Origin of the sequence: Limnospira indica PCC 8005 (assembly GCF_000973065.1) — a bacterium.
Classification (GTDB): Bacteria; Cyanobacteriota; Cyanobacteriia; order Cyanobacteriales; family Microcoleaceae; genus Limnospira; species Limnospira fusiformis.
Genome location: NZ_FO818640.1, coordinates 1,723,183 through 1,735,568, shown reverse-complemented (window position 1 = coordinate 1,735,568; position 12,386 = coordinate 1,723,183). Strand labels below are relative to the sequence as shown.

General features: G+C 50.5%; 13 protein-coding genes. 7 read left to right on the top strand and 6 right to left on the bottom strand.

The genetic code is table 11. The features are described 5' to 3' along the window. Positions 1-17: 17 nt before the first annotated feature. Together XZ46_RS07655 and XZ46_RS07650 are read right to left on the bottom strand one after the other, a co-directional pair. Positions 18-1,367 carry a hypothetical protein gene (locus XZ46_RS07655; RefSeq protein ID WP_008049449.1) on the bottom strand — a complete coding sequence of 450 codons (1,350 nt, stop codon included), beginning with the start codon at positions 1,365-1,367 and terminating at the stop codon, positions 18-20. Then, positions 1,348-5,184, bottom strand: coding sequence for a CHAT domain-containing protein (locus XZ46_RS07650; RefSeq protein WP_008049442.1), 3,837 nt, complete (start codon positions 5,182-5,184; stop codon positions 1,348-1,350). The genes XZ46_RS07655 and XZ46_RS07650 overlap by 20 nt, the downstream gene beginning before the upstream one ends. A 213-nt stretch (positions 5,185-5,397) precedes the next feature. Between XZ46_RS07650 and XZ46_RS35295 the strand changes: the two genes are divergently transcribed. The 3 genes from XZ46_RS35295 to XZ46_RS07635 all read left to right on the top strand — a co-directional run bounded on the left by XZ46_RS35295 (position 5,398) and on the right by XZ46_RS07635 (position 6,569). Further along, complete coding sequence (locus XZ46_RS35295) at positions 5,398-5,553, top strand: hypothetical protein (RefSeq protein ID WP_008049440.1); 156 nt, start codon at positions 5,398-5,400, stop codon at positions 5,551-5,553. Between the two features lie 81 nt (positions 5,554-5,634). Next, positions 5,635-6,051 carry a UPF0175 family protein gene (locus tag XZ46_RS36380; protein ID WP_228116507.1) on the top strand — a complete coding sequence of 139 codons (417 nt, stop codon included), beginning with the start codon at positions 5,635-5,637 and terminating at the stop codon, positions 6,049-6,051. 8 nt (positions 6,052-6,059) lie between these two features. Further along, positions 6,060-6,569, top strand: coding sequence for a PIN domain-containing protein (locus XZ46_RS07635; RefSeq protein ID WP_008049436.1), 510 nt, complete (start codon positions 6,060-6,062; stop codon positions 6,567-6,569). 215 nt (positions 6,570-6,784) lie between these two features. Here the strand turns inward: XZ46_RS07635 and XZ46_RS07630 are convergent, their stop codons facing one another. From XZ46_RS07630 to XZ46_RS36375, 4 genes are read right to left on the bottom strand one after another with little or no spacing between them, the layout of a single operon-like run. After that, positions 6,785-7,015 (bottom strand): hypothetical protein, encoded by a 231-nt coding sequence (locus XZ46_RS07630; RefSeq protein ID WP_008049435.1) that lies wholly within the window; start codon positions 7,013-7,015, stop codon positions 6,785-6,787. A gap of 45 nt (positions 7,016-7,060) precedes the next feature. Further along, positions 7,061-7,405: a hypothetical protein gene (locus tag XZ46_RS07625; protein WP_008049434.1), complete on the bottom strand. Its 345-nt coding sequence runs from the start codon at positions 7,403-7,405 to the stop codon at positions 7,061-7,063. Positions 7,406-7,460: 55 nt separating this feature from the next. Further along, positions 7,461-9,053 (bottom strand): CHAT domain-containing protein, encoded by a 1,593-nt coding sequence (locus tag XZ46_RS07620; RefSeq protein WP_008049432.1) that lies wholly within the window; start codon positions 9,051-9,053, stop codon positions 7,461-7,463. A gap of 38 nt (positions 9,054-9,091) precedes the next feature. Next, complete coding sequence (locus tag XZ46_RS36375) at positions 9,092-9,616, bottom strand: hypothetical protein (protein ID WP_008049430.1); 525 nt, start codon at positions 9,614-9,616, stop codon at positions 9,092-9,094. Positions 9,617-9,732: 116 nt separating this feature from the next. Between XZ46_RS36375 and XZ46_RS34040 the strand changes: the two genes are divergently transcribed. The 4 genes from XZ46_RS34040 to XZ46_RS07605 all read left to right on the top strand — a co-directional run bounded on the left by XZ46_RS34040 (position 9,733) and on the right by XZ46_RS07605 (position 12,363). Continuing rightward, positions 9,733-9,924 (top strand): hypothetical protein, encoded by a 192-nt coding sequence (locus tag XZ46_RS34040; RefSeq protein ID WP_008049429.1) that lies wholly within the window; start codon positions 9,733-9,735, stop codon positions 9,922-9,924. Positions 9,925-10,170: 246 nt separating this feature from the next. Continuing rightward, positions 10,171-10,332 carry a hypothetical protein gene (locus XZ46_RS34035; RefSeq protein ID WP_157234379.1) on the top strand — a complete coding sequence of 54 codons (162 nt, stop codon included), beginning with the start codon at positions 10,171-10,173 and terminating at the stop codon, positions 10,330-10,332. Further along, positions 10,307-10,672, top strand: a complete 366-nt coding sequence (locus XZ46_RS34030; RefSeq protein WP_174447136.1) for a hypothetical protein — start codon at positions 10,307-10,309, stop codon at positions 10,670-10,672. Before XZ46_RS34035 ends, XZ46_RS34030 begins: the two co-directional genes overlap by 26 nt. A 380-nt stretch (positions 10,673-11,052) precedes the next feature. After that, a complete protein-coding gene (locus XZ46_RS07605; protein ID WP_008049428.1) occupies positions 11,053-12,363 on the top strand; it encodes a homoserine dehydrogenase in 1,311 nt (436 codons plus the stop codon). The last annotated feature ends 23 nt before the right edge of the window (positions 12,364-12,386 follow it).

Here is a 12,386-nt window from a genome sequence, read left to right as displayed (position 1 = left end):
CCACCGACAAACCCCGTTCACTTATCCTTTGGTCGTCCCTTTTTAATCCATCTCTCTGCCACCCACCACGCACCCCATGAACAAAATATGCTCCCCAACAATGCTATAATAAACGGATGCGGCCAAAGCCAAAAGCGATCGCGACTAGGCAACCGCCAAGGTTGGGTGATTAACCCCGAAGTTGAAGCGACGATCGCACCCGCCGCAATTCCCACACCCACGGCTTGGATATGGTCTTGTAAGTCCTGGTTAGCGTCTTGTTGTTGTTTGTAGTAGGCTGCTTCGGCTTGTTGACGTTGGCGATCGCTTTTCGCTTGTTCCAGTTCAGTGGTCGCGCGAATGCTGTTAATCAAATCGCTAAATAGCACTTGACCGGGTTCGAGATAGTCGATATAGGTTTTGATTTGCTGGAGACGCAGGGGAGCCTTTGTTGTGGCAAAATCTGACCAGTAGGAAAGGCGATCGTCTGATTTTTCAGCCAGGATATGGGACAGAGACCTCTGGAAGTTTTGCAAATTCACCTCAGTTGTGGTATAATGTGCTTTGAGGTCGCGCAATTTACAGTTATAGTCCAGTAGCTTTTGGGGAATGCTTTGTAACAGTGCATCCAGCCTTTCTAGGCGTTCCTCCGGTGTCTCCAACCGGAAAACCTGGTTAAACTCCTTTACCTTGCCTTCCAGCTCACTGTAGAGGTGTCTAGCGCCTTGATAACCATCTTTCGCCAGTCCCGCCGCCACCACAATTTTCTGATAATTCCAGAATAAATTCCGCAGATTACGGTAATTATCTTGGGCGCGTTTTAAGTCTACCGCACCCGGTTTAGCCAGGGAAATTAAAATCGTCACCGACTCAGCCGCGAAGATAAACAACGGGCAATTAAACAGCCTATCTTCCGTCATATATTCAGCCTGTGGACACAAGTTTTTTGCCCACTCTTTGGCGCTGCTCAATTCCAGTTGATTTAAATCCTCACTTTCACCACTCAACCATAGCACCTTGCCCAGATTTGCCCTCACATCGATTAACGCTTGGGGTTGAAATATCGCCACCTTTTCTGGGGAAAAATCAGCCTTTTCATCCGCGAAATACAGGGTTAAATCCGCAGAATAGGTATCGTTCATTTTAAAGGTGCTGAGGTTTCCCCCTAGGGAGATATCCGCGATTTTAATCCCTGCAAAATCGATGTTATGTTCTGGGTTTGCGTCCGTCGGTTCCGTGAACTTTTTGAGTTCCGGAAAGTCGAGTTTTGCCGCAAATTCTCGCAAATCATTCCACAAAAAACCCGCATCTGGGCTGTGGGTATCCGGTGCATCATCTAAGGATTGACACAGGTGGAAAGCAAAGAGACTAAGACTGAGGTTTTTCACGGTTTGGGTCTGGAGAAGGTTCGGAATTGCCTAGGTTAGTGGGGTTTTTAACCGCTTGTTCAATTTGGTCAGCTAAAGAGTTATCCTTTCCAGTGGGTTTAGTTTTAAAAACGCCCTTTTCACCACTGAGGCTTAAACTGCGTTTACGGGGGGCGAGTTTAGCGGTGTATTGTTCGTATAAGTCCTGACGCTGTTGCAGCCACCCTTCAATAGCGGCGGCATTTTTTTCCTCATCATCACCCAGTTGCTGCCGTAATTCCAGTAAACTTTCCCCGTGTTTAGCAATCCAATTATCGGGATTTTCTTCCAGGAGGGCGGTAAAAACGGCGATTTTTTTGGCATCACTAGCCATAGCTTGTTCTCCTTCTCCAACGATACAAAATGCAGCCCAGTGGTAGGGGGATTGATAGGGGCGATGATTGACCCCCTCCTCTTGATTTTCCCCCATCTGTGCAAAAATGGGTTGTAATTCATCGCGCCACTCGTCAGAAAATAGGGGGCATTTTTCTCGCCATTGTTCAAAGCCGCTGACGGTGGTTTCTCGCAGCCACTTTTGAGCCGCCTGCAACGCTTGGGCGAGTTTACCCGGTTGTTGTTGCAGCAATTCGTAGGTTCTAATCAGCAGCAGGGCGGTAGAAACCTGATTGACCGACCAGAGGCTAACCAGGACGCTAGGGCTACCCGCCAGGATAAAGCCACTGGAGAGGCTGATATATTCGTCGGTTCGGTCAACGGCGACTTGTCCCGTTTCGCAGGCGGAGAGGGTGACCAGGCTGCAATTGCTCAGGTTCAGCTTGGCGATGATGTTTTCTAAGGTGAGGACTCCATCCGCCAGGAGTAAGCCGGAGTCCAGGGGGGAGTTAAGGTTAAAGGCAGCGTGACAGGAGAAGAACAGGTGATGAGTTTGGCGGAGGAGTTCCTGGTGTTGGTTGTCCAGGAGTTTGGCGGTAGTGGCTTCTTCTGTCTCCAGGATGTCCGGGTTGGGGAAGAGGGTGCCGATGGTTTCGACTTCTACATCAGCCCAACCCAGGTCTTCGGTGGGGTTTTGGATAGCAAAGAGGCGCTTAAAGTTAAAGCGGGGGCGGTTTTGGGCTTGTTGCAGCAGTTGGCAGTTGGGGGCATAGGTGACACCTTTGGGGAAGAGGTCTTGGAGGAATTTGCCCTCACTGCCCTCACCCCCAGCCCCTCTCCCAACTTGGTAGAGGGGAGAAGAGGGGAAATTAGCACCCTTCTCCCCATCTAGGAGAAGAGGGTTGGGGAATGAGGGAAGATGAACGGGTAAGGCATGGAGGGGGAACAGGTGCAGGAAGCGGTGGGGGATAAGGATTAGTTTTTTGCAGTTGGGGAAGTTTTGCCGCAGGTTTTGCAGGATTTCATCCAGATGCAGGATTTGGGCGAGTTCTTCCAGGCGTTGGGCTAGAGTTCCGCGCCATTGGTCTTTGTTGGTGTAGTAATCTCGACGATAGGCATTTGTCCAGTCGATGAGTTGCTGTAGGTCTTCCTGGGAAGATGTCCAGAGGTTGAGACTTTGGGCGGTGAGGGTGAAGGTGAGGAATTTACCCGGCAGGATGTACCATTCCAAAATGGCGGTTTCTTCATCCAGTAACCCTTGCATCGCTTGAAAATCCAGGGGTTTGTAGGGTTCGATTTGCTGCTTTTGTTGCCGCAGTTGCTTGAGGTGGGTCGTGTCCGGGTTTTCCTCCTCTTGCAGGCGGCGTTCTTCTTGGGTAATGGCGAGTTTGAGAGATTGCAACTGTTGGCGGATGTTTTCGGGAATCACGCCCCCCGGATAAGCGTCACGGGTGGCGATGAGTTCTACCAAGTTCCGGGCTTTACTGCGGTCTACATATTCAATGGCATCCTGGTATCGGCCCAATTCTAGGCAGACTTCCACCATGCCGCGATAAACTTTATTCCATTCTTCATTAAAGTTGCGTTTATAGCCCTCACTATCGGCTTTAATTTCACCGCGCAGATATTCCACCTGGTCTAGGGCTTCCTGGAAACTACGGTAGGCATTTTCTAGGGCTTGTTGTGTCTGGGTGGGATTGTTCCCAGCGAGGCGAGATTGAGTTTGGTAGGCAAAACCAAAGTTATTCAAAGTTCCTGCTAAGTCGCGGGCTAACCCCAACCGGCGCCGAATCCCTGCCGCTTCATCGTAGGCAGTAATTGCCCTTTCGAGATTAGCGGTGGGGTCGATGCCCATCTCCGCTTGGGTGTAGCAGGCAGCTCCGAGGTTAGTCAGGGTTTGGGAGAGGTCTTTGTCTAACCCCAACCGGCGCCGAATCCCGGCGGCTTCATCGTAGGCAGTCATTGCCCTTTCCAGATTGGCGGTGGGGTCGATGCCCATCTCCGCTTGGGTGAGGCGGGCAGCCCCGAGGTTAGTCAGGGTTCTGGAGAGGTCTTTGTCTAACCCCAACCCCCGCATAATCCCTGCCGCTTCATCGTAGGCAGTCATTGCCCTTTCCAGATTGGCGGTGGGGTCGATGCCCATCTCGGCTTGGGTGTAACGGGCAGCTCCGAGGTTATTCAGGGTTCTGGAGAGGTCTTTGTCTAACCCCAACCCCCGCATAATCCCTGCCGCTTCATCGTAGGCAGTCATTGCCCTTTCCAGATTGGCGGTGGGGTCGATGCCCATCTCCGCTTGGGTGCGGCGGGCATTCCCTAGGTTATTCAGGGTTTGGGAGAGGTCTTTGTCTAACCCCAACCGGCGCATAATCCCGGCCGCTTCATCGTAGGCAGTCATTGCCCTTTCCAGATTGGCGGTGGGGTCGATGCCCATCTCCGCTTGGGTGCTGCGGGCAAGTCCGAGGTTAGTCAGGGTAGAGGAGAGGTCTTTGTCTAACCCCAACCGGCGCCGAATCCCGGCCGCTTCATCGTAGGCAGTCATTGCCCTTTCCAGATTGGCGGTGGGGTCGATGCCCATCTCCGCTTGGGTGCGGCGGGCATTTCCGAGGTTAGTCAGGGTGTGGGAGAGGTCTTTGTCTAACCCCAACCGGCGCCGAATCCCGGCCGCTTCATCGTAGGCAGTCATTGCCCTTTCCAGATTGGCGGTGGGGTCGATGCCCATCTCCGCTTGGGTGCGGCGGGCAACTCCGAGGTTATTCAGGGTAGAGGAGAGGTCTTTGTCTAACCCCAACCGGCGCCGAATCCCGGCGGCTTCATCGTAGGCAGTCATTGCCCTTTCCAGATTGGCGGTGGGGTCGATGCCCATCTCGGCTTGGGTGAGGCGGGCAACTCCGAGGTTAGTCAGGGTTTGCGCCCGTTTTGGGGGGTTATCCGCCCGCAGTTCCAGCACCACCCCATAGCCGCGAATGGCAATCTCTTGCACTTCTGCATATCTGCCATAGGGAAAGTCGCTGATACTGATGCAGGTATTTTCGACTAAGGCTGCTACCCCTTCGGCTTGGTCAGGATTCTCAGCCAGAAGTCCCGGCATTGACTGGGCAATCGTATCCCCCAAGGCGGGAACAATCAACCCCATATTTTGCCGCATCACCTGATGTACTGCTGTTGTGCTGCCCTGCATTTGTGCTTGCAGCAGTTGCACCCAAAATTGTAGTAACGCCGCTTGCTGATTTCCACCAGTCCCCCGCTGCGCCAAAAACGCCCCCACCTGTTGCGCCAAATCTCGCAGAAACCCCGCCTGGTTGTCTTGTCCCCCTTGCTGCAACTGTGCCGCCACCAACTCACACACCTGCACAAACCCCTCATCCACCAACTCCAGATGACCGTTGATAATATCATCTACTGCACTGGGACAGGTGAGGAGTTCTTGAATTAGGGAGAGATAGGCTTGCACTCGTTGTTCATCCATAGCCGCGCACCGGGAGAAGTCACCCCCATTTTACCCCCTGACCAACCCTGAGACACCCGGTTGATTTCTTAAATCTTTGTGAAGGAATCGCTATCCTGCCAGAAACTGGGTTTTTTTTGCCCCGACCTGCTGCTATTTTAGGGATTTTACCTGCACAATTGGGCTACATTTCGGTTAAAATAGATGGCATCCCACCCATGGAATTACCCCCTGATGGCACTAACGATTCCCCCAAAACTTATCCACTGGCTGCAAGTCAAACCAGGCGAACCAATTCATCTCGCCATGTCCCCAGATGGCAACGTCGATTTAGAACCCGCCCCAAAAGCGGCTAAAATTGATGTCCGTACTTTATCCGGCTCTCTCTAAAACCCAGACAGAAAACCCGTTTCTCTAGCAGAAATGGAACCAGCTATTGTTGAAGGAGCAGCCGTTGAATAGAGTGGGCTTATGCCACCCCATTGCAGGTCTTTATCCATAGCTGCCCGTCAAATCAGGACTCCCATTCTCCCCGTAAAATTCCGAGGTTCAGCCGGACAATATACCCCTTACTTTTCAGGAAATAACCCGTTACACTCGACAAAACATCCCCCAGAACATCCCATGCAAATCACCATTGAAATTCCCGACGAATACATTCAGCAACTCCAGCCCAACCTGGATAATTTTTCGCAGCGGATTCTCGAAACCCTCGTGATTGACGCCTACGAAGCCCAACAGATTACCGCTGCTGAAGTTGGACATATCCTCAACCTTGACCGTTTTGCAGTCGAGCATCTCCTCAAGCAAAAAGGAGCCTATTATCCCTACAGTTTAGCTGATTTTGAACAAGATTTGCAAACCCTCAATACCCTTCAGAATCAGTAAAAAGTTTGATGATTGTTGTTTGCGATACATCACCCATTCTTTATCTAATCCTGATCCATAAAGTTGAGCTACTTCCAAGGTTTTACAACCCAATCATTATTCCCGATATTGTCGCTGAAGAAATGCAGGCGATCGCTGCGCCATCCCCTTTAAAAACATGGATTGCCGCTCCTCCTCCCTGGTTACAAATTCAGCAGACACCCCCCATGAATCAACCCGACCTAAAACGCCTCCATCGCGGGGAACAAGCCGCTATCCTATTGGCACAATCAATTAGTGCCGATTTGCTCATCGTCGATGATTTAGCGGCTCGTCAAGCTGCCCAAAAACAAGGTCTTAAAATTATTGGTTTATTAGGCATTTTAGGCGAAGCTGGACGGCGCAACTGGATCGATTTTCCAACCACATTAGAAGAACTGTTAAAGATGACGAATTTTCGGGCTTCTCCCCAACTGGTACAAGCTCTGCTGGCAAGGTTTGACCGCCCTTCAGACCAGACCTGCTATGATGATTCTTAGCTCCCAATCCCCTCAAAACCTAAAAGTTCGGGAGATGGGCCTACCCATCTCTTTAGTCTCAATCCTCAGTAATTAAGTTTACAATACTCTCTAAGTCTATCCCCTCGGCTAAAATGCGATAAACTCTTTTTCCCAGAGGGGGTGTGTTTCTCCCTGGGTGTTATCCTTGCGGAGATGATACGCACATAAATAGAGGTTGGGGGCGAAAATTCTCATCATAACTGATTATCATTCAGGGGAGTTGCTTGTCCAGCAGCGTGTTGTTGTTTGGCGTGACGTGCCGCAGTGACTAAGGCAGATTGAGTCCGATTAAAGGCGGTATCCCACCGTTGTTCATCCTGTAAATCGGCGATATAGTCTCGCAAATGTTCAATCACTTGGATTTGAACCGTATCGGGTAAGGATTCAACTAGATTCACTAAGTCTTGAATAGCTGGGGATGACATTTATAAAACTCCTGAGTTAATTGTTAAAACTTTCCATAAAAACCCTCAAGATTGCCCCTCTTTTTTGCCCATTTTCGGGGCGCGGGTTAGCAGAATTTCGGTAATTTTCGGATAGAGATTTATATAAGCCGTGTCCTCTGTGTTGGGGGAATCATTGTCAGCACCTCTTAGCTTGCGGGTACTCGCTGCATCCACTGCATCGGCGATCGCCTCATAATTAGAAAACCAATTTTCCAAACAATCGGCTATTTCTTGATCTGATGCAGTTTCCAACTCAGCCAATTGGGTTTGCAAGTCTTCTAAACTGTCCGACATTTCTTGATGGTTAAACAGTTCTGGGTTGTTTTCCCAAACTGATAGAAAACCGCTGATAATTTCTTCTGGGTTCATAATTATCCTAACCGGGCTTAACGACTAAAATACAGACAAGGGCAGTCTCATAATTTTACGCGCCAATCGCGCAAAATGCTGCCCAGTAGTAAGGAGACTCAAACCGTTTAGCATCGAGTTTATTTTTCCAATAGCTAAAGGTGAGTCTTTTTTGCATTTCCTCCCGCCGTTTCTCACTAATCACCTCACAGCTATCCACCCAGTCTAACAAATCTTGCACCGTGGCTTCCCGCAACCAAGTCTGAGTCTGCCGCAACGCCAGAACCACGGACAGTTCAGGTTGCTGCTGGAGAGTTTGATAAAACTGAATCATAAAAATCGCCGTAGAGATATCCGCCACCGCCCAAAGGGTACTGACCACATTGGGAGAACCCGCCAAAATGAAGCCACTGGGTAAACCGATATATTCATCACTGGTGGAGGTGATGTCGGTGATACCCGTTTCGCAGGCGGAGAGGGTGACGAGACGGCAACTGGTCAGGTCTAGGCGCAAGATATCCTCTAAGGTGAGACATTTTTGCAGGTCCAGCAGTTTGTCATCTTCTAGGGGCAGATAGCGGCTGGGGTCATCCGTTGGCGGCGGGGGGGTAAATTCGCTTTTAGCCAGGATGAGGGCAGATTTGAGGGCATCTTCAAAATTGAAATAGCCGTGACAGGAAAAGTGGGTACAGTGGGCATTTTTCAGGGTTTCGGCATCAAGGGCGGCTTTTTCGGCTTGGTCATGTTTGAGGACTTTGTGGGGGTTAAACAGGGATTGGATGGCTTCCACTTCCATATCGGTGAATCGGAGGTCTTGGGTGGGGTTTTGGATAGCGAAGAGGCGGTTAAAGTGGGGGCGTTGTCGGTTTTGGGCTTGTTGCAGGACTTGGCAGTTGGGGGCATAACCCACGCCTTTGGGGAAGAGGTCTTGTAGGTAGGTCTTACCCTCTTCTGTGGTAACGGGTAAAGCATGGAGGGGGAACAGGTGCAGCAACAGGTGAGGGATGAGGATTAGTTTTTGGCAGTTGGGGAAGTTTTGCCGTAGGTTGTGCAGGATTTCATCCAGATGCAGGATTTTGGGGAGTTCTTCCAGGCGTTGGGCTAGGGTATTGCGCCATTGGTCTTTGTTGGTGTAGTAGTCGGTAAGGTAGTTTCTTGTCCAGTCGATGAGTTGCTGTAGGTCTTCCTGGGAAGATGTCCAGAGATTGAAACTTTGGGCGGTGAGGGTGAAGGTGAGGAATTTATCGCCCAGAATGTACCATTCCAAAATGGCGGTGTCCTCATCCAGTAACTCTTGCATCGCCTGAAAATGCAGGGGTTTGTAGGGTTCGATTTGCTGCTTTTGTTGCCGCAATTGGTTGAGGTGGGTCGTGTCCGGGTTGTCCTCCTCTTGCAGGCGGCGTTCTTCTTGGTAAATGGCGATTTTGAGCGCTTTCAACTGTTGGGCGATGTCCTCGGGAATCACGCCCCCCGGATAAGCGTCACGGGTAGCAATGAGTTCCACCAAGTTGCGGGCTTTACTGCGGTCTACATATTCAATGGCATCCTGGTATCTGCCCAATTCTAGGCACACTTCCACCATGCCGCGATAAACTTTGTTCCATTGTTCATTAAAGTTGCGTTTATAGCCCTCACTATCGGCTCCAATTTCACCCCGGAGATATTCCACCTGGTCTAGGGCTTCTTGGAAGCTACGGTAGGCATTTTCTAGGGCTTGTTGGGTCTGGGTGGAACTGTTCCCGCTTCTGCATATCTGCCATAGGGGAATTGTTGAATACTGATGCAGGTATCTTGGACTAAGGCTGCTACTCCTTCAGCATCGTCGGGATTCTGAGCGAGAAGTTCTGGCATTGACTGGGCAATCGTATCCCCCAAGGCGGGAACAATCAACCCCATATTTTGCCGCATCACCTGATGTACGGCGACTGTATCGCCCTGCATTTGTGCTTGCAGCAGTTGCTCCCAAAATTGTAGTAACGCCGCTTGCTGATTTCCACCAGTCCCCCGCTGCGCCAAAAACGCCCCCACCTGTTGCGCCACATTCCGCAGAAACGCCGCCTCGTCCTCTTGTCCCCCTTGCTGCAACTGTGCCGCCACCTGCTCACACACCTGCACAAACCCCTCATCCACCAACTCACTGGACTGGTTGAGGATATCCGGTTCCTCCCCACTCGGACAGGTGAGGAGTTCTTGAATTAGGGAGAGATAGGCTTGCACTCGTTGTTCATCCATAGCGGCGCACCGGGAGAAGTCACCCCCATTTTACCCCCTGACCAACCCTGAGACACCCGGTTGATTTCTTAAATCTTTGTGAAGGAATCGCTATCCTGCCAGAAACTGGGTTTTTTTTGCCCCGACCTGCTGCTATTTTAGGGATTTTACCTGCACAATTCGGCTACATTTCGGTTAAAATAGATGGCATCCCACCCATGGAATTACCCCCTGATGGCACTGACCGGAATCACCCCAGAGGGAAGGGCAACTATTCCCCCAGAAATTATGGAATGGCTGCCATGAAAACCAGGCGATCGCATTATTAATATCGCCATTTACCCCCTCTGGCAAAGTCTATTTATAACCCGCCCCCAAAGCGGCTAAAATTGATGTCGTCACCGGCTCGGGCTGCCTCTCTTACCCAGACAGAAAACCGGTTTATTTAGCATCAATGAAAGAAGCGATCGCTCAAGGTGCGATCGTCTAATTTGTATACCCGGATTTGTTGGGTGTCGCTTCGCTTTACCCAACCTACGACTAGGTTTCTTTACCCCCCCAGGGAGAAACCGAACTTGAGAAACGGGGAGCGATCGCCTAATTTGTATACCCGGATTTGTTGGGTGTCGCTTCGCTTTACCCAACCTACGACTAGAAACCCGGTTTCTCAAAGAAACCGGGTTTCTTTACCCCCCCAGGGAGAAACCGACCTTGACAAACGGGGAGCGATCGCCTAATTTGTATACCCGGATTTGTTGGGTGTCGCTTCGCTTTACCCAACCTACGACTAGGTTTCTTTACCCCCCTAGGGAGAAACCGACCTTGAGAAATGGGGAGCGATCGCCTAATTTGTATACCCGGATTTGTTGGGTGTCGCTTCGCTTTACCCAACCTACGACTAGGTTTCTTTACCCCCCCAGGGAGAAACCGAACTTGAGAAACGGGGAGCGATCGCCTAATTTGTATACCCGGATTTGTTGGGTGTCGCTTCGCTTTACCCAACCTACGACTAGAAACCGGGTTTCTTTACCCCCCCAGGGAGAAACCGACCCTGAGAAATGGGGAGCGATCGCCTAATTTGTATACCCGGATTTGTTGGGTGTCGCTTCGCTTTACCCAACCTACGACTAGAAACCGGGTTTCTTTACCTCCCACAATACCTGAATTTGTTGGGTGTCGCTTCGCTTTACCCAACCTACGACTAGGTTTCTTGACCCCCCCAGGGAGAAACTGGGTTTCTTTACCCCCAGGTATTTCCCATTAGGTAGCCAATATGTGAAAGGTTGTTGATGTGGATTATTATAGTTTAAAATGGTGGCGATCGCCCTCACTAGATCGGACTGCGGCGTAGCCGGCGCGTGGCTTTGGGACTGCCATCTAAAGAACCCGGCGGAAAGGCTCCGGTGTTATTTTGTGTCAAAATGGTTGATAGAAGTGTTGATGGATAGGTTGAAATCGTGGCTTTCAAAATTGGTTTATTGGGATTGGGAACCGTTGGTCAGGGAACTGCTGCAATTTTATTAGATCGTGAGGGTCGCCATCCCCTGCTCAAAGAAATCGAACTGGTGAGGGTAGGGGTGCGATCGCTTTCCAAGTCCCGGACGATCGCATTACCAGAAAACCTATTAACCACAGATTTAGAAGCGATCGTCACCGATCCAGAAATAGATATTGTGGTAGAGTTGATTGGGGGAGTTGAACCAGCGCGATCGCTAATCCTCAAGGCGATCGACCATGGGAAACATATTGTCACCGCCAATAAAGCCCTCATCTCCCGTCATGGGGCGGAAATCTTCTCAGCCGCCAACCAAAAAGGCGTTTATGTTCTCCTAGAAGCGGCTGTAGGTGGGGGGATACCAGTTATTCAACCCATGAAGGAATGCCTGGGGGCTAACCGGATTAATACAGTTATGGGTATTGTTAACGGTACAACTAACTATATCCTAACTCGGATGCAGGCAGAGGCGGCGAACTTTGATGAAGTTCTGCAACAGGCGCAAGAATTGGGTTATGCGGAAGCAGACCCCACGGCTGATGTGGATGGTTTGGATGCAGCAGATAAAATCGCGATTTTGGCATCCCTAGCTTTTGGGGAAAGGATTAAACTTGAGCAAGTCTATTGTGAGGGAATTCGGGGAATTAGTGCCACCGATATTGACTATGCCGATCGCCTAGGTTTTACCATTAAACTATTAGCGATCGCCTCCCGTAGCCTTGAATCTGATACCGATAATATATCCGTGCGGGTGCATCCTACCCTAGTGCCGAAACTCCACCCCCTAGCCAGTATTAACGGCGTTAATAATGCCATTTTCATCGAAGGGGAACCTATCGGACAAGTGATGTTTTTCGGTCCGGGAGCGGGAGCGGGACCTACCGCCAGCGCCGTAGTTTCGGACATTCTCAATATTGCCGGAATTATCACCACCACTAACACCCCCCATGGTTTAGCCGAGTCCGCCCATCCCCTGATGACTTGTACCCACCAACATTATTGTGAACTCGCCCCCATAGAAGAATTAATCACCCGATTCTACGCCCGATTTATTACCCGCGACCTACCAGGAGTGATTGGTAAATTGGGAACCTGTTTTGGCAACCATGAAGTCAGCATAGAATCAATTGTGCAAATTGACACCCACGGGAAACAAGCTGAGATTGTGGTGGTCACCCATGATGTGCGAGAGGGAAATTTCCGTGCCGCCCTAGATGAGTTAAAACACATGGATATCGTCGATCGCTTTCCTAGTTTGTTGAGGGTTTTATAACAACAAGTCCCCCCAAGGTGGGG